We start from the raw sequence: 26,086 nt of genomic DNA, 5'->3' as shown, positions 1-26,086 counted from the left end.
TCGGGTACGGACACCAGTGAGCCCCGCCGGATCGGCTGATCCGGCGGGGCTCACTGGCATGTCGGGGGTGGGGTGAGACCGCTAGGGGAGCGGGAGCTTCCGGTGCCGAAGCCGTAGCCGAAGTGGGCGCGGCCGGACGGGCCGCCGAGGCCGGCCAGGTTGTGGCTGGTGGCGCCGGTGCCGGTGACGCCGGTGGTGTCGGTCTTCAGCTTCCAGACCCGGCCGGTGAAGTTGTCCTCGCCGTACCCGCTGACGTAGAGCTCGGGCCTGCCGTCCTTGTCCGAGTCGAGCAAGGTGGTGCGCGCGCCGAAGTGGTCGAAGCGTTCGGACGTGCTGGGGATGCCCGCCGAGTTCTGGGTGAACACCTTGGAGCCTGTCCCGGTGATCCCCGAGGCGCTGCCGCGCAGCACCGTCACCGAGCCGGACTGGTGCGTGGCGGTCAGGTCGGTGCCGGTCTCCCAGGGGGCGCCGACGACGATGTCGGCGTAACCGTCGCCGTCGGTGTCCCCGACGGCGACCGCGCTGCCCCACCGGTCGTCGGCTTCCGCGACGCCGGGGACACCGGGACTGTCCTGCGTGTAGGTGAGCACCTCGGACAGGGTGCGGGGCATCTTCGGGCCGCCGTAGGAGACGTGGATCCGGCTGCCGTCCTTGTCGGACTGGCCGGCCTCGCCGCCGACGAAGTCCTGGTAGCCGTCCTTGTCGATGTCGCCGAACGCGCCGTCGGTCGGGCCCCTGACCACGCCGACGGGGGTCGGGCCGGCGGGGCCGCCCTGGTAGACCACGCCGTTGTTCCAGCCGGTGACGTCGCCGACCGCGACGGCCGTGTTCGGTGACAGGTACGACCCGTCGGGGAGGCGCGATCCGTAATTGATCTGGCCTGGGTCGCGGCCCGTGAGGCCGTCCTTGCCGCCGCGCAGGATGAGGACCCCGTGGCCGTCGCGCACGATCAGGTCGGTGTATCCGTCGTGGTTCACGTCGCCCTGGCCGGAGATCGAGCCGAACCCGCCGTTCTCGGTCGGCTCGCCGGGAACGCCCGGGGTGGCCCGGGAGATCAGCGCGGCCGTGGTCTGCAGGCCGGTGCGGGAGCCGTACTGGACGGAGATCATCCCGGCTCTGGGGAGACTGCCGACGGTCGCGGAGTGGGCGCTGGTCGCGAGGTCGGGGTAGCCGTCGCCGTTGAAGTCCGCGGTGGCGTGCGGGGCCGGAAAAAGAAGCGGGCCGGCTCCCCCCACCCAGGGGGAGCCGGCCCTTTTTCTTTCTTTCGCCTTGCGGTGGCACCGCCATGCAGCACCGCAGGACGCTCAATCACATCTCGGTTTAGCCGAAGCGGCCCGAGATGTAGTCCTCGGTCGCCTGCACGGACGGGTTCGAGAAGATCCGGTCCGTGTCGTCGATCTCGATCAGCTTGCCGGGCTGGCCGACCGCGGAGAGGTTGAAGAAGGCCGTGCGGTCGGAGACGCGCGCCGCCTGCTGCATGTTGTGCGTCACGATGACGATCGTGAAGCGCTCCTTGAGCTCGCCGATCAGGTCCTCGATGGCGAGGGTGGAGATCGGGTCGAGGGCCGAGCAGGGCTCGTCCATCAGGAGGACCTGGGGCTCGACCGCGATGGCGCGGGCGATGCACAGGCGCTGCTGCTGGCCGCCGGAGAGGCCGGAGCCGGGCTTGTTCAGGCGGTCCTTGACCTCGTTCCAGAGGTTGGCGCCCTGGAGGGACTTCTCGACGATCTCCGCGAGCTCGGACTTCTTGAAGGAGCCGTTCAGGCGCAGGCCCGCCGCCACGTTGTCGAAGATCGACATGGTGGGGAAGGGATTCGGGCGCTGGAAGACCATGCCGACCGTGCGGCGGACCGCGACCGGGTCCACGCCGGGGCCGTACAGGTTCTCGTCGTCCAGCAGCACCTTGCCCTCGACGCGGCCGCCGGGGGTGACCTCGTGCATGCGGTTCAGGGTGCGCAGGAAGGTGGACTTGCCGCAGCCGGAGGGGCCGATGAAGGCGGTCACGGAGCGGGGCTCCACGGTCATCGAGATGTCGTCGATGGCCTTGTGGGTGCCGTAGAAGGCGGACAGTCCGCTGACGTCGATTCGCTTAGCCATGAGGGGTCACTTCGCTTTCGGGTGGTCGCGTCAGCGACCGGTCTTGGGGGCCTTCCAGCGGGCGATGCCGCGAGCCACCAGATTGAGGATCATGACGAAGGCGATCAGGACGAGCGCTGCGCCCCATGCCCGGTCGTAGGAGGCTTCACTGCCGACCTTGTACTGCTCCCAGATGTACAGGGGGAGCGAGGACTGGGCACCTTCGAAGGGGTTGTTGTTGATCAGCTGGGTACCGAAGACCAGCAGCATGATCGGGGCGGTCTCACCCGCGATGCGGGCCACGGCCAGCATCACGCCGGTGGCGATGCCGCCGATGGCCGTGGGGAGCACGACCTTGAGGATCACGCGCCACTTGGGCACACCGAGGGCCAGGGCGGCCTCGCGCAGCTCGTTCGGGACGAGCTTGAGCATTTCCTCGGTGGAGCGGACCACGACGGGCATCATCAGGATCGACAGGGCCATGGCGCCGGCGAAGCCGGAGGGACCGAAGCCGAGCATCAGGTTCCACGTCGTCAGGATGAACAGACCCGCGACGATGGAGGGGATGCCGGTCATGACGTCGACGAAGAAGGTGACGGCCTTGGCGAGCGAGCCCTTGCCGTACTCGACCAGGTAGACGGCGGTCAGCAGGCCGATGGGGGCCGAGATCGCGGTGGCCAGGGCGACCTGCTCGATGGTGCCGAGCAGGGCGTGGTAGACGCCGCCGCCGGGCTCGAAGCTGGTCACGCCGTTCATCGAGTGGCCGAGGAAGTCCCCGTCGAGGACCTTCATGCCGCGGCTGATGGTCGTCCACAGCAGCGAGAGCAGCGGGGCGAGGGCGAGGACGAAGCAGACCCAGACGACGGAGGTCGCGACCCGGTCCTTGGCCTGGCGGCGGTTCTCGACGATCGAGCTGGCCGTGTACGTGATGATCACGAACAGGGCGGCCGCGAGCAGACCCCACTGGATCTTGCTGTGGAGGCCGAAGACGGCGCCGAGGCCGGAGCCGAGCGCGACCGAGGCGACGGCGATGCCGGCCGGGGCCCAGCGGGGCAGGTGGCCCTGCGTCAGGCTGCTGGGGGCGGCGGACTTGGTGGCCCGGGAGGGCCGCTGGTCCTGGAGTGCGTGGCTCATCAGGCGTTCGCCCCCGAGAAGTCCTTGCGACGGGCGATGATCAGCCGGGCGGCGCCGTTGACCAGCAGGGTGAGCAGGAAGAGCACGAGACCGGAGGCGATCAGGGCGTCGCGTCCGAACTCGTTGGCCTCGTCGAACTTCGCGGCGATGTTCTGTGCGAACGTGCCGCCGCCCGGGTCCAGGATGTGGCCGGAGATCAGGAAGCTCGGGGAGAGGACGGTCGCGACGGCCATCGTCTCGCCGAGGGCGCGGCCGAGGCCGAGCATCGAGGCGGAGATGACTCCGGAGCGGCCGAAGGGCAGGACCGACATGCGGATGACTTCCCAGCGGGTCGCGCCGAGGGCCAGTGCGGCTTCCTCGTTCATGCGCGGGACCTGCAGGAAGACCTCGCGGCTGACGCTGGTCACGATCGGCAGGATCATGATCGCGAGCAGGATGCCGACGGTGAAGAGCGAGCGTGCGACGCCGACCTGGGTCTTGTCGAAGACGTAGGTCCAGCCCATGTACTCGTCGAGCCAGAGGTTCAGTCCGGCGAGCTGCGGGACGAGGAAGAGGGCGCCCCAGATGCCGTAGATGATCGACGGCACGGCGGCCAGCAGGTCGACCACGTAGGCGAGGGGGGCGGCCAGCTTGCGCGGCGCGTAGTGCGAGATGAAGAGGGCGATGCCGACGGCGATCGGAACCGCGATGGCCATCGCGATGATCGAGCTGACGACGGTGCCGAAGAGCAGGACGGCGATGCCGAAGACGGGGGGATTGGCCGACGCGTTCCAGTCGAACGTGGTGAGGAAGTTGCCCTCGTTGTCGGCCAGCGCGATGGAGGCGCGGTAGGTGAGGAAGACGGCGATCGACGCCATGATCACCAGGAGCAGGATGCCGGAGCCCTTGGAGAGGCCCGCGAAGATCTTGTCACCGGCGCGGCCGGTGGACCTTCCGCTCTTGGAGACAGGCGGAGCCGTGTCTATCTGGGTGGGTGTGGTGGAAGCCATGATCTTTCCGGTCTGGATGGGGGGCAGGCCCCCTGGCGGCGGTGCACCGGATCCCCTGGGTGGAGGGGAGGGTCCCCGGGCCGGTCCGCCCCCCGGACGGGGGGAGCGGACCGGTGGTCCCGGGGGTCTGGATTAGGCGAGCTTCGCGATGACTTCGCGGACCTTGGCGTTGATCTCGGCCGGGATCGGGGCGTAGCCGTTCTCGGTCAGGACCTTCTGGCCCGCGTCGGACGCGGTGTAGTTCAGGAAGGACTTCACGGTCGAGAGGGTCTCGGCCTTGTTGCCCTTGTCGCAGACGACCTCGTAGGTCACCAGGACGATCGGGTAGGCACCCTCGGCCTTGGTGGCGTAGTCGAGCTTCAGCGCCAGGTCGTCGCCGGTACCGGAGATCTTGGCGGCGGCGATGGCCTTGGAGGCGTTCTCGCCGGTGGCCTTGACCGGAGCGGCGGCGCCGGTGGCGACGTCCACGGTCTTGATGCTCTGCGAGGAGGCGTACGAGAGCTCGAAGTAGCCGATCGCGCCGTCAACGGCCTTGACCTGCGAGGCGACACCGGAGGAGCCGGAGGCGGCCTGGCCACCCGGGGCCGGCCACTTCTTCGCGGCCTCGTACGTCCAGGCCTCGGGAGCGGCGGCCTTGAGGTACTTGCCGAGGTTCTCGGTGGTGCCCGAGTCCTCGGAGCGGTGGAACGCCTGGATCGCGGTGGCGGGAAGCGTGACGCCCGGGTTCAGCTTCTTGATCGCCTCGTCGTCCCACTTCTTGATCTTGTCGTTGAAGATCGCGGCGAGGGTGGGGGCGTCCAGCGTCAGCTTGTCCACGCCGGCGACGTTGAAGCCGATGGCGATGGGGCCGCCGACCATCGGCAGGTCGATGCCCTGACCGCCGGTGCAGATCTTCTTCGACTCCTCGACGGCCTCGGGCTTCAGCGCCGAGTCCGAGCCGGCGAAGCCGACGGTGCCCTGGTTGAACGCGACGATGCCCTCGCCGGAGGAGGAGGACTTGTAGTTGACCTCGACGCCCGGGCAGGCCGCCATGTAGTTCTTGACCCACAGGTCGACCGCGTTCTTCTGCGCGGAGGAGCCCGAGGCGAGGAGCTTGCCCTTGGCGCCGTCGCACTTGATGTCGCCCACGGCGGCGGAAGGCTTGCCCGAGGCGCCGGCGTCGGTCTTGGTGTTGTCGTCCGAGCCGCACGCCGTGAGGACCAGGGCGCCGGACACGACGAGCGCCCCGAGGGCGGAGGCACGAAGCATGTTCTTGCGCTGAAGCTTCACTTTCGGGTGTTTCCTTCCAGAAGCCGCCGGCCGCTTTCTGAATCGGGGCGGCGTGCGAAGAGGACTACGTCGGTTGCCCGGGTGAATCCTCCGCCTTCGCGGCGACTCGCCCTTGCATCTCCGAAGTTAGGCAGATCAGGTGAAGCGGCCGACCGGGGTAAGTGAACGGACGGTGAACCGTGGCGGACGGGGTGGTGTGAGAGGTCCGTGCCGCGACTGGGGGTCATCTTCTGTTATCCCGCCGTTACCGATGCGTGACCCGTCGCGGGTGCGTGCGGCGCCGTTGCCGGGGACCAGCCCCCGGACCCCCGCGCCTCAAACGCCGGCGGGGCTGGATTCGGCCGCCGCCGGCGCGCGGTGGGGGCTGGAGGGGTCACACGCCCGCGTGGCTGGAATCGGCCGGTTGCCAGATGTGCTGGAAGGTGGCCCGGGAGGCTTCGACCTCGTGGCGCTGGTCCGCGTGCAGGACGCCCAGGGCGTACGCCGTCGCCGGGGCGATGCGGGGGGTGCGGGCCGCCGTGGCCGAGGCGGCGGCGGCTTCCGCCGCGTCCCGGTGCCGGGTCAGGGCCTCGCCCGCGGCCGTCAGGCGGGCCACGTCGCCGCCCAGGGCCTCCCGGGCGTAGCGGTGGACGCGCAGCAGGCGGCGCACCTCGTTCCACGAGCCGTCGTGGTCCGCGTCGTACGGGTGCGAGGGCGAGGGGGCGGGGAGCGAGTGCACCGCCGTGGACAGGCGGGAATGCGCCACCTCGGCGAGCGGGACCAGGACGTCGTCCACCCGGCCGCGGGCCGCCACCGGGTCCAGCGGGACCTCGGAGGCCAGGACCGCCACCGCGTCCGCGACCGCGTGGAAGCGGGACGAGCCGAGCGCCTGCAGGGTCGCGGAGTGGGCCCGGGTACGGGCCAGGGTGAGCTGGCGCTCCAGCAGGGCGCCCGCGCGGGCCGAGCCCACGGTCAGCGAGCCCGCCGTACCCCTGGGAGCCGGCACCTCGGGGCTTCCCGACAGCCGCTGCAGGGCGTCCATCAGCCGTGACAGACGGGCCGCGTACGCGTGCTCGTCGGCCAGGGTCGCCGAGAGCCAGACCAGCTCGGTGCGCAGCGAGTCCGCCCAGGAGGAATCGGCCACCGCCCTGAACGTGGACAGGGAGCAGGAGATCCGGCGCGCAGCCCCCCGCAGGCTGCGCGCCGCCTCGCTGCCCTCGGCGCCGCCGCTCGCGGCGCCCTCCTCGTGGAGGCGCAGGCCCCGTAGGAACGCGGTGGCCTGCGCACGCAGGTACGTACCGAGCACGGTGCCTGCCGTCGTCGCGGTCAGGTCATGATTTGGCTGAGCCACGCCGGCGCCTCCGGGCGTCAATGAGCATCTCCTGAACGTGCCGCAGCGGCTGGCCCTCGCTGTCCGTGCTGTGCCGGGTCCATTCGCCGTCCGGGCCCAGGTGCCAGGAGGTGGTGGCGTCGGACATGCCGGTTTCCAGCAGCCGGTCCAGAGCCGCGCGGTGGGCCGGGTCGGCGACCCTGACCAGTGCCTCGATACGGCGGTCGAGGTTGCGGTGCATCATGTCGGCGCTGCCTATGTACACCTCGGGCTCGCCGCCGTTGCCGAAGGCGAAGACCCGGGAGTGCTCGAGGAAGCGGCCGAGGATCGAGCGGACCCGGATGTTGTCCGAGAGCCCGGGGACACCGGGGCGGATCGCGCAGATGCCGCGGACCCAGATGTCGATGGGCACGCCCGCCTGCGAGGCCCGGTAGAGGGAGTCGATGAGCGCCTCGTCGACGATCGAGTTCATCTTGAGGCGGACGTACGCGGGACGGCCCGCCTTGTGATGGGCCGCCTCCTTGTCGATCCGGGAGATCAGGCCGTCGCGCAGCGAGCGCGGGGCCACCAGCAGCCGGCGGTAGGTCTCGCGGCGCGAGTAGCCGGACAGCCGGTTGAAGAGGTCCGAGAGGTCCGCGCCGACCTGGGAGTCGGCGGTGAGCAGGCCGAGGTCCTCGTAGAGCCGTGCCGTCTTGGGGTGGTAGTTGCCGGTGCCGACGTGGGAGTAGCGGCGCAGCGTATCGCCCTCCTGACGGACGACGAGCGACAGCTTGCAGTGGGTCTTGAGGCCGACGAGCCCGTAGACGACGTGGCAGCCGGATTCCTCGAGCTTGCGGGCCCACTTGATGTTGGCCTGCTCGTCGAAGCGGGCCTTGATCTCGACGAGTACGAGGACCTGCTTGCCGGATTCGGCGGCGTCGATCAGGGCGTCCACGATCGGGGAGTCGCCGGAGGTCCGGTACAGCGTCTGCTTGATGGCGAGGACGTCCGGGTCGGCGGCCGCCTGCTCCAGGAAGGCCTGCACGGAGGTGGAGAAGGAGTCGTACGGGTGGTGCAGGAGCACGTCCCGCTCGCGCAGCGCCGCGAAGATGTCGGGCGCGGACGCGGACTCGACCTCGGCGAGGTCGCGGTGCGTGCCGGCGACGAACTTCGGGAACTTCAGCTCCGGGCGGTCCAGGGAGGCGATCCCGAAGAGGGCGGTGAGGTCGAGGGGGCCGGGGAGCGGGTACACCTCGGACGGGTTGACCTTCAGCTCCTGGACCAGGAGGTCCAGGACGCCGGGGTCGATGGACTCCTCGACCTCCAGGCGCACCGGCGGGCCGAAGCGGCGCCGCATGAGTTCCTTTTCGAGGGCCTGGAGGAGGTTTTCCGCGTCGTCCTCCTCCACTTCGAGGTCCTCGTTGCGGGTCACGCGGAACATGTGGTGCGCGAGCACCTCCATGCCGGGGAACAGCTCCTCCAGGTGCGCGGCGATGACGTCCTCCAGCGGGACGTAGCGCTGCGGGGAGGCCTCCAGGAAGCGGGAGAGGAGCGGGGGGACCTTGACCCGGGCGAAGTGGCGGTGGCCGCTGACGGGATTGCGTACGACCACGGCCAGGTTCAGGGACAGGCCGGAGATGTACGGGAACGGGTGCGCGGGGTCCACGGCCAGCGGGGTGAGCACCGGGAAGATCTGGTTGCGGAACAGGGTGAAGAGGCGCGCCTGCTCCTTCTCGGTGAGGTCGGGCCACCGGATGAGGTGGACGCCTTCCTCGGCGAGCTGCGGGGAGATGTCCTGCTGGAAGCAGGCGGCGTGGCGGGCCATGAGCTCGCGGGAGCGGGTCCAGATGAGGTCGAGGACCTCACGGGGCTGCAGGCCTGAGGCCGAACGGGTGGCGACGCCGGTCGCGATGCGGCGCTTGAGGCCGGCGACGCGGACCATGAAGAACTCGTCGAGGTTGCTGGCGAAGATCGCCAGGAAGTTCGCGCGCTCCAGGAGGGGCGTGGCGGGGTCCTCCGCGAGCTCCAGGACGCGCTCGTTGAAGGCGAGCCAGCTGCGCTCCCGGTCGAGGAAGCGGCCCGGGGGCAGCTCACCGGTGTCCTTCTCGTCGTAGGCGTCCAGGTCCGCGTCGAGATCCGGTTCCAGATCCACGTGCGGGCGGTGGGCGGCTATGGACCCCAGGCGGGCGTGGGCACCGGTGGCCGCGCGGGCCGCCACGGCCTCGGGCGTGGCCGCACGCGCGGCCGCGGAATCGGAGACATCGGCGGCGCTGGGTGCGGACGGCGAGGCGAACTTGTGCGCCGGCTGCTGGGTGGGGACCTCGGAAGGGGCTGCGCTGGGCTTGTGGCTCATGACTCCATTCTTCCGCGCGCGCGGGAGGACAGGCGCGTCGGAAGTGTCGGCCGTCAGTCGGAGTCGGGGCTGCATGCGGTCAGCTTCGCGACCGCGCATTAATGCCCGGTTAATGGCGTATGGCTTCCAGGGTCCGGGCGGGGGTCGGCTGGTGCCGACCGGGAACGGGGGGCGGCTCGGCTGCGCCGCGGAGCGTGAGTCGTGGCTGCGCCTGGGGAGGAGGGGCAGACGGCCCGCCGTGGCGAGGTGGAGGCCACCGAGCGGGCCGATGGGGTGGCGGCGGTGGCGGTGCGCGGGGGCGGGGCCGCGGGGCAGGGGCTGCGGTTCGCGCCGGGGCGGCGGGGGGCGCCAGCGGGTGCGTCGGGTCGGGGGGTGTTCTAGCGTCGGTAGGAGGGAGGGATGTCCTGCCGAGCCGGTCCGGTACGGGGACCGGGCCCGGCCGCACGTCGGCCGCGCGTGCTCGGCGCCGTTACTCACGTGGTCCGGCACACCCGGGCACCGCCACGGGCGGGACCCGGTCCGGCCAGGGCCCAGTGGGGTCCGGTTCGGGTCCCGTTCGGGTCCGGTCCAGTGTCCCGGTCTGGTCGGTCTGGGTCCGGGTCTGGGTCCGGGTCTGGTCTAGGGCCGGTCCCGGTCCGGCCCGGCCCGGTCCGTCCCGTCCAGGTCCGGGTCTGGTCCGGGCAGGTCCGGGTCGGTTCCAGGTCGGGTCCGGGAAGGTCCAGGTCCGGTCTAGGTTCGGGCCGCGTGGGGATCTCGGAGAGCAGGTACGTCCCATGCGCACGTCGACCCGTATCGCAAGTGTCCTGACCGGTCTGACCCTCGCCCTGGGAGGCGCGGCCCTGACGGCGCCCGCCGCCCTGGCCGCACCCGCGGACGTCTCGGCCTGTATCAACAAGGTCGAGCGGGAGCTGAAGGGTGGCGAGGCTCCGGCATCCGTCCGCGCCTCGTGCTACATCGCGCTGACCGGGGCCCAGGACGAGTGTGTGACCGGCCTGACCGAGGGCAGCGGGGTGACCAAGGCGACCGCGGAGAGCGCCTGCAAGCTGGGCGCCGAGTAGTCGAGTAGTCGGGGAGTCGGGGAGCCGAGTAGTCGGGGAGCCGGGAGCCGGGGAGGCTTCCGGCCCCCCGGCCGACCGGGGCGGGGCGTGGGTCAGCTTTCCGTGCGGTACATCAGGTCCACCTCGTGGGTGGAGAAGCCGAGGCCCTCGTACACGGCCAGGGCCGCCGGGTTGTCGGCGTCCACGTAGAGCATCGCCGTGGGCAGGCCCGCCCCGGCGAGGTGGCGCAGGCCGATCGCGGTGAGGGCCTTGCCGAGGCCGCCGCCCTGCGCGCCGGGGCGTACTCCGAGGACGTAGACCTCGCCCAGCTGTTGCTCGGCGTGCACCTTCGTCCAGTGGAAGCCGATGACTTCGCCGTCGCGCTCCGCGAGGAAGAAGCCCTTGGCGTCGAACCAGGGCTGCGCGATGCGGTCGTTCAGGTTCCGCTGGGTGAGTGAGCCCTGCTCGGGGTGGTGGGCGAAGGCCTCCGTGTTGACGGCCAGCCAGGCGGCGTCGTCGGTGCCGGGCACGAAGGTGCGTACGGTCACTCCCGCGGGGAGGACGACCTCCGGCAGGGCGGGCGCCTGGGCGCCGAGGGGGCGGCGGAGCTGACGCAGTTCGCGGAACAGGGTCAGGCCGAGCACCTGCGCGAGGTGGCGGGCCGCCGACTTGCCGCCGTGCGCCCACACCCGGATCCGCTTGCCGGAGGCGGCCAGCAGGGCGGTGCCCAGCGCCCGTCCGTGCCCGCGCCCGCGCATCGCGGGGTGTACGACGAGCTCGGCGGCGGGGGCCTCCACCGGGTCGGTGTCCTCCAGTTGCCCGTACGCGGTGAGCCGCCCGTCGGAGGTCAGGAGGAAGTGGCGGATCCCCTCCCGCGCTCCGCCGCGCAGCTGGAGCCGGCCCTGCTCGGACACGGCGGTGGTGCCGTCGGTGCGGGCCGCGTCCTCGATCAGGGCGAGAACGGCGTCGGCCTGTTCGTCCGTCAGTTCGTCGAGGGTCTGGATCTGCCGTCCCGGCTCCAGGACCACTGCTGCGTCGTCAGTCATGGAACCGAGCCTACGACCACGGTGGGGGACCGGCGGGGTGCGGCCCGGACGGGCGCCCGGATGGCACCGAGGACGGCACCGCGGACGGCCCCGCGGACGGGCACCGGTCTCCTGCGTGTAACCAGCTCGATACCCGGTACCCCCTGTCGCGCTACGCGCGTTGACTCTAGGCTTCGGCAGACCTCCCAAGATGTATCGCTGTCCGCAAAGGGGACCAAATGTCAGCGACGCCACAACGGCACCGCCGAACCGGCCGGTTGGCCCTCACCGCTCTCGCCGTGGCAACGGCCGGCGGTGCGATGCTCGCCGCCGCCCTTCCGGCCGGAGCCGCGAGTGGTGACGGATACGGCCAGGACCACGGCCGCACCGTCGACGTACAGATGCTGTCGTTCAACGACCTCCACGGCACGCTGGAGCCCCCGCAGGGCTCCTCGGGCACCGTGACCGAGCGTCAGGCCGACGGCACCACCAAGGCCATACCCGCGGGCGGTGTCGAGTTCCTCGCCACCAGCCTGCGCGAGGCCCGCAAGGGCAAGCGTTACTCCGTCACCGCCGCGGCCGGCGACATGATCGGCGCCAGCCCGATGGTGTCGGGCCTCTTCCACGACGAGCCGGCGATCGAGGCGCTCAACGACCTCGACCTGGACGTGAGCGGCGTCGGCAACCACGAGTTCGACGAGGGCAAGACCGAGCTGCGCCGCATGCAGTACGGCGGCTGCCACCCGGTCGAGGGCTGCTTCGAGTACGGCAAGGAGTTCGGCGGCGCCGAGTTCAAGTACCTCGCCGCGAACGTGGTGGACCAGAAGACCAAGCGCCCGATGATGAACCCCACCTTCATCTGGAAGAAGGGGGACGTGAAGATCGGCTTCATCGGCGTCACCCTGGAGGGCACGCCCGACATCGTGACCGCCGAAGGGGTCAAGGGCCTCAAGTTCGGCGACGAGGTCGAGACGGTCAACAAGTACGCCGAGGAGCTGAACAAGCAGGGCGTGAAGTCGATCGTGGCGCTGATCCACGAGGGCGGCCTGCCCGCGAGCGGCGCGTACAACTACGACTGTGACGTGCCGGGCGCCGGCGCCGGCGTCTCCGGGGCCATCGTCGACATCGCGAAGAACATCTCGCCGAAGGTCGACGCCCTGGTCACCGGCCACACGCACCAGGCGTACGCGTGCAACATCCCCGACCCGGCGGGCAATCCGCGCACGGTCACCTCGGCCGCCTCGTACGGCCGGCTGTTCACGGACACCACCCTGACGTACGACCGCCGGACCAAGGACATCGTCCGTACGCCGGTCGCGTCGCCGAAGCCGGTCCAGAAGGTCGTCACCCGGGACCAGCCCAAGGCCCCGGACCTGACCGCGCTGATCGAGCGCTGGAACGCGCTGGCCGCGCCGATCGCGAACCGTCCGATGGGCTACATCTCGGCCGACATCGCGGGCCGCGGCTCGGCGGAGTACGAGAAGCCGCTCGGTGACGTGATCGCCGACGCGCAGCTGGAGGCCCTGGCCCCGGCGGCCAAGGGCGGTGCCCAGCTCGCCATCATGAACCCGGGCGGCATCCGCGCGGACCTGGCCCACAAGGCCGCCGGCGCCGAGGGCGACGGAGTGGTGACGTACGGGGAGTCGTACACGGTCCAGCCGTTCACCAACATGATGACGGTCGTCGACCTGACCGGCGCCCAGCTGATCACCGCGCTCCAGCAGCAGGTCAGCGGCCCGGTCAACGGGGTGAGCCCGAAGATCCTGCAGATCTCCAAGGGCTTCTCCTACACCCTGGACACCACCAAGGCGGGTGCCGACCGCATCGTCGTGGACTCGGTGAAGCTGAACGGCGAGGCCATCGACCCCGCCCGTACCTACCGGGTCGCGATGAACGAGTTCCTCGCGGGCGGCGGTGACGGCTTCGGTGTCCTGAAGGAGCACAAGAACAAGCTGGTCGGCGCGTCCGACCTGGACGTCTTCAACGCCTACCTGGCCGCGCACTCCTCGGCGGCCGCGCCGCTGGCCCCGCCGGTGGCGGACCGGATCACGGTCATCAAGTAGCACCTGAAGCAGTACCTGAAGCAGTACCTGCCTCTCGAGGGGCGGTGGGCCATCGGTCCGCCGCCCCTTCGGCGTTCCCGGGCGGCCTACAGCGCGGCCAGGAAGCCGCGTACGGCCTCTGCGAGGCCCTTCGGGTCCTGGAAGGGCACGAAGTGCTCGGTGTCGAGGCCGGCGTACGAGGTCCCGGGGCGCCGGGCGACCATCGCCTCGGCCAGCTCCCGGGAGAGCACGTCGCTGCGCAGCCCGTGGACGAGCAGCGCCGGGCAGCTGCTCGCGAGCCAGACGTCCCAGCGCGAGCTCTCGTCCCCGGCGAGGGTGGCCAGGGTGGCCGCGGGGTCGAACGGCAGCCGCCAGCCGGTGTCCTGTGGCAGCGGGCGCAAGAAGGGCCCGGTCCCCTCGGCGAGCGGGCCGAGGGCGGCGAGGAGTTCCTCGCGGGTGGGCGCGGTGTACGGGAGGTCGTGCAGGAAGTCCCAGAAGGACAGGGCGTCCCGGCTCGGGCTCTCCACCGGGGCGTCGACGTTGATCAGGGCGGACACCAGATCGGGCCGGGTGGCGGCCAGGTGGTAGGCGTTGACCCCGCCGAGGGAGAAGCCGAGGACGGGCACCGGGCCGCCGGGGGCGAGGTGTTCCAGCAGGGCGGCGGCGTCGGCGGCGTAGCCCGCGCGGCTGTACTCGGAGGCGAGGCCGGAGTCGCCGTGCCCGCGCTGGTCGGGGGCGATGACCCGCCATTGCTCGCCGAGGTCGGCGGCGAGGGCGGCGAAGTGGGCGCCCTCGGAGAGCCCGCCGTGCAGGGCGAGCAGGGGGCGGCCGGGCCCGCCGAAGTCCAGGTAGGACAGGGTGCGGTCGTCGATCTTCAGCTCGTGGCGCATGGCGTTGCTCTCCCCGTGTGTGCTGGTCGGTGGGCCTGGGTTCAGCCTGACAGGATTTGGGCAAGCGCGCAATACAACTGTGTAGCGCACTTGCCCAAAAGTGGGCGCGGATACGATCCGGGCATGGGAAATCGCGAGGACCTGCTGGCCGGAGCCCGGCGCTGCCTGGAGGAGAAGGGCTACCTCCGGACGACCGTGCGCGATATCGCCTCGGCCGCGCAGGTGAGCATGGCCGCGATCGGCTACCACTTCGGCACCCGCGAGGTGCTGCTCAACCAGGCGCTGTTCGCGGCCATGGACGAGTGGGCCGCGGGGTCGGGTCGGCTCGCCGGGCAGGGTGACACCGCGCGGGAGCGCTACGCCGACACCTGGGACCGCAAGATCCGGGACTTCGGCGAGATGCGCTGGCTCTGGACCGCCTCCGTCGAGGCCTTCGTGCACGCGCAGTCCTCGCCCGAGCTGCTCGCCGTCCTGGCCGAGGGGCAGCGCCACAACCGGCGCATGGTGGCCGCGCAGTTGCGCGGAGTCCCCGTCGAGGAGGTCGCGGAGGAGGACGTACGGAGCCTCGGGTCGGTGCACATCGCGCTGCTGACCGGGGTCATGGTGCAGTGCCTGACCGACCCGGAGCACGCCCCGGACGGCCGGTCCCTCGCCCAAGGGCTGCGCCTGATGGCGGAGTTGCTCGAAAGCTGAGTGCTACCCGTGGGTAGTAATGCATGGCTCCGCACGCCATAATCCGGGCCACCACTGGGTCGGCAAAGGGGCGGGCATGGGCGCGGGTACGGGCGTGGGTACGGGTACGGGCGGCGCGGGCATGGATGCGGGCCCGGGTACGGGGCTGCGGCGGCGGGGATTCCTGGCGGGGGCGGCCGCCCTGGGCGGCGCGACCCTGCTCGGCGCGGGCGCCGGGACGGCCTCGGCCGCCACCGGGGCCACCGGGGCCACCGGGGCCACTGGAGCCACCCGGGCCACCGCCACGGCAGTGCGCGCGCTCTCCACCCAGGACTGGATGAGCGGCCTCGGCGACGCCACCCCCCTCCAGCGGATGACCATCCCCGGCACCCACGACTCGGGCGCCACCCGGGGCGGGCTCTACGTCGCCTGCCAGAACACCTCCATCGCCGACCAGCTCGGCTCCGGGATCCGCTTCCTCGACGTCCGCTGCCGGGTGACGGGCGCATCGTTCGCGATCCACCACGGCGCGTACTACCAGAACCTGATGTTCGGCGACGTCCTCGCCGCCTGCTGGAACTTCCTCGCCGCACACCCCACCGAGACCGTGCTGATGCGGCTCAAGCAGGAGTACTCCGAGGAGAGCGACGCCACCTTCCGCGCCGTCTTCGACGACTACCTGAACAACCGCGGCTGGAGCCCGCTCTTCAAGATCGCGGACTCGCTGCCCGCCCTCGGCCAGGTGCGCGGCAAGGTGCTGCTGCTCCCCGACAACGGCGGCCTCCCCGGCGGCCTGCGCTACGGCGACGGCAACGTCTTCGACATCCAGGACGACTACATGGCCGAGCCCTTCGCCAAACGGGGCAAGATCGAGAACCACTTCCGCAAGGCCGTCCAGCAGCCCGGCAGGTTCTTCGTGAACTACACCAGCACGGCCGCCGCCCTGCCGCCCCGCTGGAACTCCGACCGGCTCAACCCGCAGGTGCACGCCTTCGTCGACGGCTCGGAGCTGACCGGCCGGACCGGGCTCGGGATCGTCCCCATGGACTTCCCCAACACCCGCTCCGGCCTGGTCGCCTCACTGATCCGGCACAACTGACGCCTGAACGGGCGGCGGAGTCGGCGCGCCCGGGATGCTGAGCACCGCCTCGGTGCCCGGGCCGCCGTCCGCCGGGGCGCGCAGTTCGGCCGCGCCGCCCGCGCGCTGCACCGTACGGGCCACGATGGACAGGCCGAGGCCGCTGCCGGGCAGGGCCCGGGCGGACGGGGAGCGCCAGAAGCGCTCGAAGACGTGCGGGAGGTCGTCGGCCGGGATGCCGGGACCGCGGTCCCGTACGGTCAGCTCGCCCGCGCGCAGAGACACGGTGACCGTGCTGCCGGGCGGGCTGAACTTCACCGCGTTGTCCAGGACGTTGACCACCGCCCGCTCCAGGGCCGCCGCCTCGCCGCGTACGTACCAGGGCGCCAGGTCCGAGTCGAAGTCCAGCTCGGGACCGCGCAGCCGGGCCCGGGACAGTGCCGCACCCGCGATCTCGTGCAGGGCCACCACTCCGAGGGGGCCGGGAGCGGCCGCGTCCGGGCGGGACAGCTCCTGCAAGTCGCCGATCAGCGAGGCCAGTTCCGTCATCTGTGCCTTGACCGAGGCCAGCAGCTCCTTGCGATCCTCCGGCGGGATGGCCCGGCCGGTCTCCTCGCTGCGCGCCAGCAGCTCGATGTTGGTGCGCAGCGAGGTGAGCGGGGTGCGCAGCTCGTGCCCGGCGTCCGCGATCAGCTGGGCTTGGCGCTCCTGGGAGGAGGCGAGCGCGGCCGTCATGGAGTTGAAGGAGCGCGACAGCCGGGCGATCTCGTCGTCGCCCTCGTCGGGGATGCGGACGGTGAGGTCCTCGGTACGGGCGATGTGCTCGACGGCGCCGGTCAGTTCGTCGACCGGGCGCAGGCCCGTACGGGCCACCCAGAGGCCGGCGACGCCGGCGCCGAGGATGCCGACGGCGGAGACGAACAGGAGCACCCAGGCCAGGGTGGACAGCGGTTCGGTGATGTCGGAGAGGGGCTTGGCCACCGAGATCGCGGCGATGGAGTTCTGTGCGGCCGGTCCGGCGGACAGCTCCACGGGCTGCGTGTAGACGCGTACGGGGGTGCCGTCCGTGGTCTTGCCGTCGTACAGGGTCGCGCCGCGGACCCCCTTGGCCACGTCGAGGTCGTAGTCGGTGACGGGGAGGGTGTTCTTCCCGTCGACCCAGCAGCGGCCGCCCGCGGGCAGCACGATCTGGACCTGCGCGCTCAGGTTGTTCTCGAAGGGTCCGGGCACCTTGTCCTGGCAACCGAGCCGGTTCAGCGTCTGGCTCGCCTGGGCCCGGGCGTTGGTGGAGCGCAGGGAGCTGTTCAGCTGATCGTTGAGCTGGGTGCGGACCATGAACCAGCTCACGCAGGCGACCGCCGCGACGGCGAGCGCCACCGCGACGGTGACCAGCAGGGCGAGGCGGGAACGGAGCGGGAGGGCGCGGAATCTGGCGGTGGGGCTCACTCCGGACCGCCGGTGTCGCCCGCCCCGGCCGCGCGCAGTACGTAGCCCACCCCGCGCACGGTGTGGACCAGGCGGGGCTCGCCCCCGGCCTCGGTCTTGCGGCGCAGGTACATCACGTACACGTCCAGGGAGTTGGAGCTGGGCTCGAAGTCGAAGCCCCATACGGTCTTGAGGATCTGCTCGCGGGTCAGGACCTGGCGCGGGTGCGCGAGGAACATCTCCAGCAGGGTGAACTCGGTACGGGTCAGCTCCACCGGGCGGCCGCCGCGGGTGACCTCGCGGGTGGCGAGGTCCATGCGCAGGTCGCCGAAGGTCAGCGCGTCGGCGTCCGCGGTCCGGCCGTCCCCGCCGGAGGGGGCGGCGTAGGAGCTGCGGCGCAGCAGGGCGCGCACCCGGGCGAAGAGCTCGTCCAGCTCGAACGGCTTGACCAGGTAGTCGTCGGCGCCGGCGTCGAGTCCGGTGACGCGGTCGCCGACCGTATCGCGGGCGGTCAGCATCAGGACGGGCGTGGTGCTGCCGGCGGCGCGCAGGCGGCGGGCGGCCGTCAGACCGTCCATCCGCGGCATCTGGATGTCCAGGATGATCAGGTCGGGGGCGTACGAGTCCGCTTTGTCGAGGGCGTCGAGCCCGTCGACGGCGGTCTGCGTGCCGTACCCCTCGAAGGCCAGGCTGCGGCGCAGGGCCTCGCGTACGGCCGGTTCGTCGTCGACGACGAGGATGCGCTGCTGGTCGCCTTCGGCGCTCATACGGGGTCCCCCCAGGTGGTGGTCGGTCTCCTACCAGGCTCGCACGGGCGGGCTGGAAGTCGGGCTAGAAGGAGGTCCCGAAACCGTTCGCGGCGTTGTTGCCGGAGCCGTTGCCGCTGGTGCCGTTGCTGCTGCCGTCGCCGCCCGGACCGCCCTTGCGGAGGGAGGGGAGGTCGGCCTTGATGGTGTTGACGGGGATGGCGAAGCCGAGGCCGACGCTGCCGGCGGAGCCGCTGCCGCTGGAGGGGGAGTAGATCGCGGAGGGCATGCCCACGATCTCGCCGTTCATGTTGACGAGGGCGCCGCCGGAGTTGCCGGGGTTCAGGGAGGCGTCCGTCTGGATGGCCTTGTACGAGGTGGTGTCCGTGCCGGTGTTCCCGTTGAACTGCCGGCCGCCGTAGGAGAACGGGAAGCCGTCCTCGGGCGACTGCTGCTTCTGCTCGGACTTGGGGACGTTCACCTCGCGGTCGAGCGCGGAGACGATGCCGCTGGTGACCGTGCCGGTGAGGCGGTCGGGGGAGCCGATGGCGACGACCTCGTCGCCGACCTTGAGGCTGTCGGAGTTGCCGAGGCTCGCGGGCTTGAGTCCGCTCGCGCCTTCCAGCTTGATGAGGGCGAGGTCCTTGTCCGGGTCCGTGCCGACGATCTTCGCGTTGTACTTCTTGCCGTCGCTCATCGTCACCTGGATCTGGCTCGCGCCGTCGATCACGTGGTTGTTGGTGACGATCTCGCCGTCGGCGGTGATCACGATGCCGGAGCCGGTGCCCTGGCCGGAGGCGGTGCGGGTGTCGATGCGGACGACGGAGGGGCTGACGTTCTCGGCTACGCCGGTGACGGTGCCGCTGTTCGACTGGGAGATGGTGCTGCCGTTGACGCCGGTGCCGGTGCCGTTGGTCTTGTTCAGCATCTGCTGGACGGCGGCGGCCGTTCCACCGCCGACGACGGCGGCCGCGAGGGCCACGGCGGCGAGGAGGGCGACCGGGCGCTTGGCGCGGGCGTGGCCCTGTCCCTGGCCGCCCTGCGGGGCGGCGGCCGCCGGGGCGGCCCCGCCCCAGGTGGCCCAGCCGCCGCTGCCGTTGCCGCCGGCGGCGCTGCCGCCGCTCTGCGGGACGGTCTCGCCCTGGATGACCGGGGCCGCGTGGGCCTCGTGCCAGCCGGGGGCGGGGGTCGCCGGGGGGTAGGCGGGCGGAGGCGGGTACGCGGCGTCCTGTGCGAGCCGGTCACGACCGCGCTGCCAGTCCTCGCCCCAGGGGGCGGGCTGCTGGGGGCGGTTCTCCTGGGGGTACTCGCCTTCGCGGCGGAGGTTCTCGGTCATGGATACGACTGTGTCCGCCGATGATGAGAGCTTCCTGAGTCCCCGCTGAGAAGCCCGACAGAACCGTGTATGCCCGATATAAGGCCCGGCTGGGCCGAGTGGGCTGGGAACGGGCCCGGCGGGCCATGTGCGGGTGGCTGGACCCTGCGGGGCGAAGTCCCCTACCCGCCCTTCGCCCGTTCCCCGAGCTGCGCCCGGACCCCCCGGGGCTCCGCCCCAGACCCCGCGCCTCAAACGCCGGCGGGGCTGGATGCGGCCGGCGTCAGCCTGCATGTGCATGCCCAGGGGCCCGGAAAATCCAGCCCGTCCGGCGTTTGAGGACCGGGTCCGGGCAGAGCCCGGGGAACGGGCGAAGGGCGGGTAGGGGAACTCCGCCCCGCAGGGCCGGACCCGGCCGCACCCGCCCACCGGCCCCGCACCGCACGAGGGGTGCGTCGAAAAGGCTTGGCTAGCGGCAGCCGCAGGAGCGGCGGATGACCAGGGCCGAGGGGAACTGCTTCAGGCGTTCGCGCCGGGAGCCCGCCACCCGCAGGGCGTCGTCCAGGACGAGGTCCACCGCGGCGCGGGCCATCGCCGGGCGGTCCGAGGCGATGGTGGTGAGGGGCGGGTCCGTCAGGGCCGCCTCCTTGACGTCGTCGAAGCCGGCCACCGCCAGCTGCTCGGGCACGTCGATGCGCAGCTCCCGCGCGGCGCGCAGGACGCCGATCGCCTGGTCGTCCGTAGCGCAGAAGATCGCCGGCGGGCGGTCCGGTCCGGCCAGCAGCTCCAGGGCGACCTTGTACGCGTCGTAGCGGTTGTACGGGGCCTGGAAGAGGCGGCCCTCCACCGAGCGGCCGGATTCGAGCATGGCCCGCCGCCAGCCCTCGACGTGGTCGGCCACCGGGTCGCCGACCTCGGGGGTGCTCTCGACGCCGCCCAGGCAGGCCACGTACGGATGCCCGTGTTCGAGGAGGTGCCGGGTGGCGAGCTGCGCGCCGCCGATGTCGTCGGTGACGACGGCGACGTCGTCGATGGCCTCGGGGCGCTCGTGGAGGAGGACCACGCGGGCGTCCCAGGCCTCGATCTCGGAGGCGGCCTGCTCGCTCATGCCCTGGCTGACCAGGATCAGGCCCGAGACCCGCATGCCGAGGAAGGCCCGCAGGTAGTGGACCTCGCGCTCGGTGCGGTAGTCGGAGTTGCCGACCAGCACCATCTTTCCGCGCTCGGCGGCGGCCTGCTCGACCGCGTGCGCCATCTCCGCGAAGAACGGCTGGCGGGCATCGGGGACGATCATGCCTATGAGGTCGGTGCGGCGTGAGGCCATCGCCTGGGCGACCCGGTCCGGGCGGTAGCCCAGGTCCTTGATCGCGGCGAGGACACGCTCGCGCGTGGCCGGGGCAACCGGCCTGGGTCCGTTGTTGATGACGTAGCTCACGACGGCGGTAGAAGTACCCGCAAGTCGTGCCACGTCATCCCGCGTCACCTTGGCCACGCGCGGAAGTCTACGCGGGGTGACCTACCTCTGGGCAGGGCGTCCGGAGGAGGTCATTCCCACAGCCTTCGCGCAGGCCCCCTAGTCCATCCGGGTGAGTGCCGCGGCGGCCCGCGCGGAGGCCTCGGCCGCCGCCTTCGTGGCCGCCTGCGCGGCCGCTTCCGCCGCCGCCCGTTCCACCTTCTCCGGGGTGACGAAGCGGTACCCGACGTTGCGGACGGTACCGATCAGCGACTCGTGCTCGGGCCCGAGTTTCGCGCGCAGACGCCGTACGTGCACGTCGACCGTGCGGGTGCCGCCGAAGTAGTCGTAGCCCCACACCTCCTGGAGGAGCTGCGCGCGGGTGAAGACCCGGCCCGGGTGCTGGGCCAGGTACTTGAGGAGCTCGAACTCCTTGAAGGTCAGGTCCAGGACCCGGCCCTTCAGCTTCGCCGAGTACGTCGCCTCGTCGACCGACAGGTCGCCGTTGCGGATCTCCATCGGGGAGTCGTCCGAGCCGAGCTGCTGGCGGCCGGTGGCGAGGCGCAGCCGCGCTTCGACCTCGGCCGGTCCCGCGGTGTCGAGGAGGACGTCGTCGATGCCCCAGTCGGCGGTGACGGCCGCGAGGCCGCCCTCGGTGACGACGAGGATCAGCGGGCAGCCGGGCCCCGTGGAGCGGAGCAGCTGGCACAGCGACCGCACCTGGGGCAGGTCGCGGCGGCCGTCGACGAGGATCACGTCGGCGCCCGGGGTGTCCACGAGGGCGGGGCCCTCGGCGGGGGCCACCCGGACGCTGTGGAGCAGCAGGCCGAGGGCCGGCAGCACCTCGGTCGAGGGCTGCAGGGCATTGGTCAGGAGCAGGAGTGAGCTCATGCCCGACCACCCACCCGGGTCGGACGGTGGTACTGGTGGTTCTGGTGGTGCTGGTGGTGTGCGTGCGCAGGTGCGTGCGCCTGTACCTCTGCCCGCACCTGCACTTGCACGACGGTTCGCTGGTCCATCACGTCGGTTCCTCCTCGGTCCCGTCGAGGACTTTCGCGGCACTGCTTCGTACGACTTGCCTGTGTCCGTCCGGTCCCCGCGCCCTGAGGTCCGGATGGATACCACTGTTCTCGGTCCGTTCAACGTGCTGAAAGCACAAAAGGACCCGGGGGCTACGTTGCCCGGATCCTCTCGCCAGCAGAATAGCCCACCCGCCCCGGCGGGGCCGAGGCTTCGGAGCGTTCCACTTCTGTGGTTCCCACCACCCCCGCCACCTGCATATGCGCCGGTTTCACCGGATCGGTGGGCCCGGTGGGGGCCGCCTGGGCGCACGAGGGGCGCGCGGAGGCACGCCGGGATCGGGGGCGCGAGGGTTCATGATGGAGGCCGACGGCAGAGCGCCGACGAGAGGAGCGTGCAGTGGCAACCGGAACCATCCGCTACTGGGCGGCGGCGAAGGCCGCGGCCAAGACGGCGGAGGAGCCGTACTCGGCGCGGACACTGGCCGAGGCGCTCGACACCGTGCGGGAACGCCACCCCGGGGAGCTGACCCGGGTCCTGCTGCGCTGCTCCTTCCTCGTGAACGAAGAGCCCGTGGGCAAGCGCCCGCACGATTCCGTCGAGCTGACCGAGGGGGGCACCGTCGAGGTGCTCCCGCCGTTCGCGGGCGGGTGAGCGGAGCCCCATGAGCACGCCTGAGGAACAGCAGCAGCAACAGCTACAGCAGCAGCAGCAACAGCAGTTTCTGGAGCAGCAGCAACAGCAGGAACAACTGCAGCAGCCGGATCCCTACGGGACCCAGACCTGGCAGTCCCCTACGTGGGACACCTCGTACCAGCCGGTGCAGGTGCCGCTGGACGGCGTACCGGCGCAGTACCCGGTCGCCCCCGAGGGCTGGTTCCGCGAGGAGCCGCAGGCTCCGGCTCCGGCCCAGCCGCAGGCCCAGGCGCCCGTCTCCGGGCAGGAGTGGGGGCAGCAGCAGGCGTACGCGGACCCCTACGCGGATCCGTACGCCGCTCCGGCCTACCCGCAGCCCGCGGCCCCGGACCACTGGTTCCGCGACGAGGCGCCGGCGCAGCAGGCCCCGCCGGCCGGGCCGGCCGGGCCGGCCGGGCCGGCCGGGCCGGCCGGGCAGGGCGAGTCCCCACAGCCGTGGGGGGAGACGGCGTACCCGCCCGCCTACCCCGGCCCGTCCGACCCGTACCTCCCGCAGCAGGCGGCCGAGGCCCCGGGCGGGTCTCCCGCCGCGGACCCGGCGGTGGCCGACGCGGCGGCCGCCGGGGTGGCCACCGGCGCGGCCGAGGAGGAGCCCGCCTGGTCGCCGCCCACCCTCGCCGGCAACACGCTGCGCGCCGTGGACCCGGCCCAGGCCCGCGCCGAAGGCCGCTCTCCGATCATCGATCCCGGTCCGCAGGCGGCCATACTGACGGCCGCTCTCGGGCTGGTCATCGCCGCCTCCGCCGCGCTGAGCGAGTACGCGCTGCTCGCGCCCCTGATCGCCCTCCAGGGCCTCACCGCGGCGGGCTGGTTCCGGCTCAACGGCATGTGGCCGGCCCGTCAGGGCATCGCCCTGGCCTTCGCCGGGGCGGTCGTCGCCGATGTGGCCGTGCTCGCGGTGGACGAGCCGTACGGCCCCGGCGCGATCATCGGCACCCTCGGTGCCTGGGTGCTGCTGACGCTGGTGCTCCAGCTGCGCAGCCACGCCGAGCCGGACGAGCGGATGTACGGGCTGATGGCCTCGGTGGCCTCGGCCGCGCTGGCCATCGTCTGCGCGGGCTACCTCGCGGCCGACTCCGCCGCCGTGAGCGTGGGCGCCGCCGCCGTGGCGGTGGCCGTCTTCGCCCGGGCGCTCCCGCTGCCCACCGCGCCCTCGGTCGGCGTCTCGCTGGCCGCCGCGGCCGGTGCGGGCATCGCCGTGGGCGGGCTGACGTCCGTCGGAGCGGGCGGTGCGCTGATCGGCCTGGCGGCCGGGGTGTGCGCGCTGATCGGGCTGCGCGTGGCGGCGTACGACTACCCGTCGAAGTTCGTCCACATGACGGCCGGTGTCGCGCTGCCGCTGGCCGCGGCCGCTCCGGCGGTCTACCTGATCGGCAGGGTGGTGGGCTGAGGCCCCCGCCCGCCCTTCCCGCGCGCCCGCCCCGCCCCGGGGCGGGCGTTGCCATACCGCCGCCCCACGTCAACTCACAGCGCCCTCACGGCCGGTCATGGTCCACTGGGCCGACGTACCAATCGTCTGGGGGGTGGGCACGTGCGTGTCCTGCGTGTCGTTGTGATCATCGGAGTGGTCCTCGGTGGGCTGTTCGTCGGCCTGGACCGCTGGGCCGCCGGCTACGCCGAGGACCGGCTGGCGGACCGGATCCAGGCCAGGCAGGGGCTGTCCGGAGTGGAGGCGGACGTCCACGGGTTCCCCTTCCTGACCCAGCTGCTCTCCCGGGACCTCGACCAGGTCGACCTGAAGGTGGCCGGCGTCGACGTGGCGACCGCGGACGGCCGTACGACGCACCTGTCCCGGCTGCGGGTCGCCTTCCGCGGCGTGGAGCTGAACGGCGATTACGACGGCGGCACCGCACGGTCCGCCAAGGGATCGGCCCTCGTCACGTACGCCGACCTGACCGCGGCCGCCCAGCCCGGGGTGACGGTCGCCTACGGCGGGGCGCCGGGCAAGCTGAAGGTGACCGCGAGCGTGGAGTTCCTCGGCAGGACCCTCAGCCGCAGCGTGGTGTCGACGGTCTCGCTGGTCGACTCCGGCGACGGGAAGGGCTCGACGATCGTCCGGGTCCGCGCCGACGAGGTGCCGGGTGAGGGTCTCCCCGGGATCGAGGCCGTGGTCCGCAGGAAGACCGACTTCGACCGGCGGATCGACGGCGGTCTGCCGTCGGGGGTCCGGCTGACGGAGCTGACCTCGGACGAATCCGGTGTGGTGCTCACCCTGGGCGGTAAGAATCTGGCTTTGGCCGGATAGTGAGACGGGTGGGTCCGATCCGCAGATGGGAGGGCCGTAGGGGGCTCCGCACCCCCCGCGCCCGGAGATCCAAAAGAGCGCCGATCCCACTATGCGGACGATCCCGTCTCGAAATATGACACGGCGGTGACAGGGCGGCCGATTCGTCCCTACGATCCATGGCTATGAAGCATCAGCAGGCGGACCTCACGAAGCGACGGGCAGTAGACCTGTGTCGCGTCGCCGCCATGCTCTGTCGATCCATGTGACGTGTGAGCGCATCCCGCTCCATAGCCGGACGACGGCCTTCCGCTTTCCCGTGTGACCACCTCTGCCCCGCGCCCTCCTGAAGCCTCCCCGCAACAGGATCCCGCGAGCGCACCCGGACGCACGCACCCCGCACCACCAGCACCACCCCGCCGCACACTGCCCCGGAGGAGAACACCATGAGCCGCAGCGACGTCCTTGTAGACGCCGACTGGGTCGAGGCCCACCTGAACGACGCGAACGTCGTCATCGTCGAGGTGGACGAGGACACGTCCGCGTACGACAAGAACCACATCACCAACGCCGTCCGGATCGACTGGAAGAGCGACCTCCAGGACCCGGTCCGCCGCGACTTCGTGGACCAGGAGGGCTTCGAGAAGCTCCTCTCCGCCAAGGGCATCTCCAACGACGACACCGTCGTCCTCTACGGCGGCAACAACAACTGGTTCGCGTCCTACGCCTACTGGTACTTCAAGCTCTACGGCCACCAGGACGTCCGCCTGCTCGACGGCGGCCGCAAGAAGTGGGAGCTCGACTCCCGCGACCTGGTCGACGGCACCGAGGTCCCCAGCCGCCCGGCCACCGAGTACAAGGCCAAGGCCCAGGACACCTCGATCCGCGCCTTCCGTGACGACGCGGTCGCCGCGATCGGCACCAAGAACCTGGTCGACGTCCGCTCGCCCGACGAGTTCTCGGGCAAGCTGCTCGCGCCGGCGCACCTCCCGCAGGAGCAGTCGCAGCGCCCGGGTCACATCCCGAGCGCCCGCAACATCCCGTGGTCGAAGAACGCCAACGACGACGGCACCTTCAAGTCCGACGAAGAGCTGACGGCCCTCTACCAGGCCGAGCAGGTCGACCTGGCGAAGGACACCATCGCCTACTGCCGCATCGGTGAGCGCTCCGCGCTCACCTGGTTCGTGCTGCACGAGCTCCTGGGCCAGGAGAACGTCAAGAACTACGACGGCTCGTGGACCGAGTACGGCTCGCTGGTCGGCGTGCCGATCGAGCTCGGCGCCAACAAGTAGTTCCAGGCGCGCAGCGGTCCGGGTACCCGGCGTTCCGGACAAACAGGCATTCCGGGCATGCG

Annotated in this window: 23 protein-coding genes; 9 read left to right on the top strand and 14 right to left on the bottom strand. The window is 71.6% G+C overall.

Annotated features, from left to right (window positions below):
- Positions 1 to 50: 50 nt before the first annotated feature.
- From OG247_RS20220 to OG247_RS20190, 7 genes are all read right to left on the bottom strand, one after another.
- Entirely contained in the window at positions 51 to 1,235 is a 1,185-nt protein-coding gene (locus OG247_RS20220; RefSeq protein ID WP_327253574.1) for an FG-GAP repeat protein, read from the bottom strand.
- Positions 1,236 to 1,320: 85 nt separating this feature from the next.
- Positions 1,321 to 2,097: a phosphate ABC transporter ATP-binding protein PstB gene (gene pstB, locus OG247_RS20215; RefSeq protein WP_243339432.1), complete on the bottom strand. Its 777-nt coding sequence runs from the start codon at positions 2,095 to 2,097 to the stop codon at positions 1,321 to 1,323.
- A 30-nt stretch (positions 2,098 to 2,127) separates the two neighbouring features.
- Positions 2,128 to 3,210, bottom strand: coding sequence for a phosphate ABC transporter permease PstA (pstA, locus tag OG247_RS20210; protein WP_327253573.1), 1,083 nt, complete (start codon positions 3,208 to 3,210; stop codon positions 2,128 to 2,130).
- On the bottom strand, positions 3,210 to 4,199 hold the full coding sequence (pstC, locus tag OG247_RS20205; protein WP_327253572.1) for a phosphate ABC transporter permease subunit PstC: 990 nt from the start codon (positions 4,197 to 4,199) through the stop codon (positions 3,210 to 3,212). The genes pstA and pstC overlap by 1 nt, the downstream gene beginning before the upstream one ends.
- Before the next feature lie 132 nt (positions 4,200 to 4,331).
- Positions 4,332 to 5,468 carry a phosphate ABC transporter substrate-binding protein PstS gene (pstS, locus tag OG247_RS20200; RefSeq protein ID WP_327253571.1) on the bottom strand — a complete coding sequence of 379 codons (1,137 nt, stop codon included), beginning with the start codon at positions 5,466 to 5,468 and terminating at the stop codon, positions 4,332 to 4,334.
- A 373-nt stretch (positions 5,469 to 5,841) separates the two neighbouring features.
- Complete coding sequence (locus OG247_RS20195; RefSeq protein WP_327253570.1) at positions 5,842 to 6,798, bottom strand: CHAD domain-containing protein; 957 nt, start codon at positions 6,796 to 6,798, stop codon at positions 5,842 to 5,844.
- Positions 6,779 to 9,109, bottom strand: coding sequence for an RNA degradosome polyphosphate kinase (locus OG247_RS20190; RefSeq protein ID WP_327253569.1), 2,331 nt, complete (start codon positions 9,107 to 9,109; stop codon positions 6,779 to 6,781). The genes OG247_RS20195 and OG247_RS20190 overlap by 20 nt, the downstream gene beginning before the upstream one ends.
- Positions 9,110 to 9,882: 773 nt before the next feature.
- Here OG247_RS20190 and OG247_RS20185 point away from each other — a divergent pair.
- The gene (locus tag OG247_RS20185) at positions 9,883 to 10,167 is read left to right on the top strand and encodes a hypothetical protein (protein ID WP_327253568.1); all 285 of its coding nucleotides are present in this window, start codon (positions 9,883 to 9,885) and stop codon (positions 10,165 to 10,167) included.
- A 92-nt stretch (positions 10,168 to 10,259) separates the two neighbouring features.
- Here OG247_RS20185 and mshD read toward each other — a convergent pair whose 3' ends face one another.
- The gene (mshD, locus tag OG247_RS20180) at positions 10,260 to 11,192 is read right to left on the bottom strand and encodes a mycothiol synthase (protein ID WP_327253567.1); all 933 of its coding nucleotides are present in this window, start codon (positions 11,190 to 11,192) and stop codon (positions 10,260 to 10,262) included.
- A gap of 218 nt (positions 11,193 to 11,410) precedes the next feature.
- Between mshD and OG247_RS20175 the strand changes: the two genes are divergently transcribed.
- Positions 11,411 to 13,234, top strand: a complete 1,824-nt coding sequence (locus OG247_RS20175) for a bifunctional metallophosphatase/5'-nucleotidase (RefSeq protein ID WP_327253566.1) — start codon at positions 11,411 to 11,413, stop codon at positions 13,232 to 13,234.
- Positions 13,235 to 13,320: 86 nt separating this feature from the next.
- On the opposite strand, the gene OG247_RS20170 is transcribed toward OG247_RS20175, so the two are convergent.
- On the bottom strand, positions 13,321 to 14,103 hold the full coding sequence (locus tag OG247_RS20170) for an alpha/beta fold hydrolase (RefSeq protein WP_327253565.1): 783 nt from the start codon (positions 14,101 to 14,103) through the stop codon (positions 13,321 to 13,323).
- Between the two features lie 123 nt (positions 14,104 to 14,226).
- Here OG247_RS20170 and OG247_RS20165 point away from each other — a divergent pair, with 123 nt between their 5' ends.
- Together OG247_RS20165 and OG247_RS20160 are read left to right on the top strand one after the other, a co-directional pair.
- Positions 14,227 to 14,796 carry a TetR/AcrR family transcriptional regulator gene (locus OG247_RS20165; RefSeq protein WP_327253564.1) on the top strand — a complete coding sequence of 190 codons (570 nt, stop codon included), beginning with the start codon at positions 14,227 to 14,229 and terminating at the stop codon, positions 14,794 to 14,796.
- Between the two features lie 121 nt (positions 14,797 to 14,917).
- Positions 14,918 to 15,874 carry a phosphatidylinositol-specific phospholipase C gene (locus OG247_RS20160; protein WP_442813641.1) on the top strand — a complete coding sequence of 319 codons (957 nt, stop codon included), beginning with the start codon at positions 14,918 to 14,920 and terminating at the stop codon, positions 15,872 to 15,874.
- Here OG247_RS20160 and OG247_RS20155 read toward each other — a convergent pair.
- From OG247_RS20155 to OG247_RS20135, 5 genes are all read right to left on the bottom strand, one after another.
- Positions 15,854 to 17,299: a sensor histidine kinase gene (locus OG247_RS20155; RefSeq protein WP_327253562.1), complete on the bottom strand. Its 1,446-nt coding sequence runs from the start codon at positions 17,297 to 17,299 to the stop codon at positions 15,854 to 15,856. The two genes, OG247_RS20160 and OG247_RS20155, sit on opposite strands and share 21 nt — an antisense overlap.
- Positions 17,296 to 18,045 (bottom strand): response regulator transcription factor, encoded by a 750-nt coding sequence (locus tag OG247_RS20150; protein ID WP_327253561.1) that lies wholly within the window; start codon positions 18,043 to 18,045, stop codon positions 17,296 to 17,298. Before OG247_RS20150 ends, OG247_RS20155 begins: the two co-directional genes overlap by 4 nt.
- 64 nt (positions 18,046 to 18,109) lie before the next feature.
- Positions 18,110 to 19,360 carry a S1C family serine protease gene (locus tag OG247_RS20145; RefSeq protein ID WP_327253560.1) on the bottom strand — a complete coding sequence of 417 codons (1,251 nt, stop codon included), beginning with the start codon at positions 19,358 to 19,360 and terminating at the stop codon, positions 18,110 to 18,112.
- Between the two features lie 448 nt (positions 19,361 to 19,808).
- Positions 19,809 to 20,831, bottom strand: a complete 1,023-nt coding sequence (locus tag OG247_RS20140) for a LacI family DNA-binding transcriptional regulator (protein WP_327253559.1) — start codon at positions 20,829 to 20,831, stop codon at positions 19,809 to 19,811.
- An 81-nt stretch (positions 20,832 to 20,912) separates the two neighbouring features.
- On the bottom strand, positions 20,913 to 21,683 hold the full coding sequence (locus OG247_RS20135; protein WP_243339450.1) for a response regulator transcription factor: 771 nt from the start codon (positions 21,681 to 21,683) through the stop codon (positions 20,913 to 20,915).
- 528 nt (positions 21,684 to 22,211) lie between these two features.
- Between OG247_RS20135 and OG247_RS20130 the strand changes: the two genes are divergently transcribed.
- From OG247_RS20130 to OG247_RS20115, 5 genes are all read left to right on the top strand, one after another.
- On the top strand, positions 22,212 to 22,466 hold the full coding sequence (locus OG247_RS20130; RefSeq protein WP_267753985.1) for a MoaD/ThiS family protein: 255 nt from the start codon (positions 22,212 to 22,214) through the stop codon (positions 22,464 to 22,466).
- Between the two features lie 10 nt (positions 22,467 to 22,476).
- Complete coding sequence (locus OG247_RS20125) at positions 22,477 to 23,898, top strand: hypothetical protein (RefSeq protein WP_327253558.1); 1,422 nt, start codon at positions 22,477 to 22,479, stop codon at positions 23,896 to 23,898.
- Between the two features lie 141 nt (positions 23,899 to 24,039).
- Positions 24,040 to 24,753, top strand: coding sequence for an LmeA family phospholipid-binding protein (locus OG247_RS20120; protein ID WP_327253557.1), 714 nt, complete (start codon positions 24,040 to 24,042; stop codon positions 24,751 to 24,753).
- Between the two features lie 158 nt (positions 24,754 to 24,911).
- Positions 24,912 to 25,001 carry an Ms5788A family Cys-rich leader peptide gene (locus tag OG247_RS44840; RefSeq protein WP_350875872.1) on the top strand — a complete coding sequence of 30 codons (90 nt, stop codon included), beginning with the start codon at positions 24,912 to 24,914 and terminating at the stop codon, positions 24,999 to 25,001.
- Between the two features lie 177 nt (positions 25,002 to 25,178).
- Positions 25,179 to 26,024 carry a sulfurtransferase gene (locus OG247_RS20115; RefSeq protein WP_112449118.1) on the top strand — a complete coding sequence of 282 codons (846 nt, stop codon included), beginning with the start codon at positions 25,179 to 25,181 and terminating at the stop codon, positions 26,022 to 26,024.
- Positions 26,025 to 26,086 lie beyond the last annotated feature (62 nt).

Source organism: Streptomyces sp. NBC_01244, assembly GCF_035987325.1.
GTDB lineage: Bacteria > Actinomycetota > Actinomycetes > Streptomycetales > Streptomycetaceae > Streptomyces.
Note: the sequence above shows the minus strand (reverse complement) of the source record. Positions and strands in the feature narration are given on the sequence as shown.

Coding starts and splice junctions, on each gene's coding strand:
- OG247_RS20125 (WP_327253558.1), top strand. CDS start 22,477: ATGAGCACGCCTGAGGAACAGCAGCAGCAACAGCTACAGCAGCAGCAG.
- OG247_RS20160 (WP_442813641.1), top strand. CDS start 14,918: ATGGATGCGGGCCCGGGTACGGGGCTGCGGCGGCGGGGATTCCTGGCG.
- OG247_RS20170 (WP_327253565.1), bottom strand. CDS start 14,103: ATGCGCCACGAGCTGAAGATCGACGACCGCACCCTGTCCTACCTGGAC.
- OG247_RS20150 (WP_327253561.1), bottom strand. CDS start 18,045: ATGAGCGCCGAAGGCGACCAGCAGCGCATCCTCGTCGTCGACGACGAA.
- pstA (WP_327253573.1), bottom strand. CDS start 3,210: ATGAGCCACGCACTCCAGGACCAGCGGCCCTCCCGGGCCACCAAGTCC.
- mshD (WP_327253567.1), bottom strand. CDS start 11,192: ATGACTGACGACGCAGCAGTGGTCCTGGAGCCGGGACGGCAGATCCAG.
- pstC (WP_327253572.1), bottom strand. CDS start 4,199: ATGGCTTCCACCACACCCACCCAGATAGACACGGCTCCGCCTGTCTCC.
- OG247_RS20135 (WP_243339450.1), bottom strand. CDS start 21,683: ATGAGCTCACTCCTGCTCCTGACCAATGCCCTGCAGCCCTCGACCGAG.
- OG247_RS20185 (WP_327253568.1), top strand. CDS start 9,883: ATGCGCACGTCGACCCGTATCGCAAGTGTCCTGACCGGTCTGACCCTC.
- OG247_RS20175 (WP_327253566.1), top strand. CDS start 11,411: ATGTCAGCGACGCCACAACGGCACCGCCGAACCGGCCGGTTGGCCCTC.
- OG247_RS20145 (WP_327253560.1), bottom strand. CDS start 19,360: ATGACCGAGAACCTCCGCCGCGAAGGCGAGTACCCCCAGGAGAACCGC.
- pstB (WP_243339432.1), bottom strand. CDS start 2,097: ATGGCTAAGCGAATCGACGTCAGCGGACTGTCCGCCTTCTACGGCACC.
- OG247_RS20190 (WP_327253569.1), bottom strand. CDS start 9,109: ATGAGCCACAAGCCCAGCGCAGCCCCTTCCGAGGTCCCCACCCAGCAG.
- OG247_RS20115 (WP_112449118.1), top strand. CDS start 25,179: ATGAGCCGCAGCGACGTCCTTGTAGACGCCGACTGGGTCGAGGCCCAC.
- OG247_RS20165 (WP_327253564.1), top strand. CDS start 14,227: ATGGGAAATCGCGAGGACCTGCTGGCCGGAGCCCGGCGCTGCCTGGAG.
- OG247_RS44840 (WP_350875872.1), top strand. CDS start 24,912: ATGGCTATGAAGCATCAGCAGGCGGACCTCACGAAGCGACGGGCAGTA.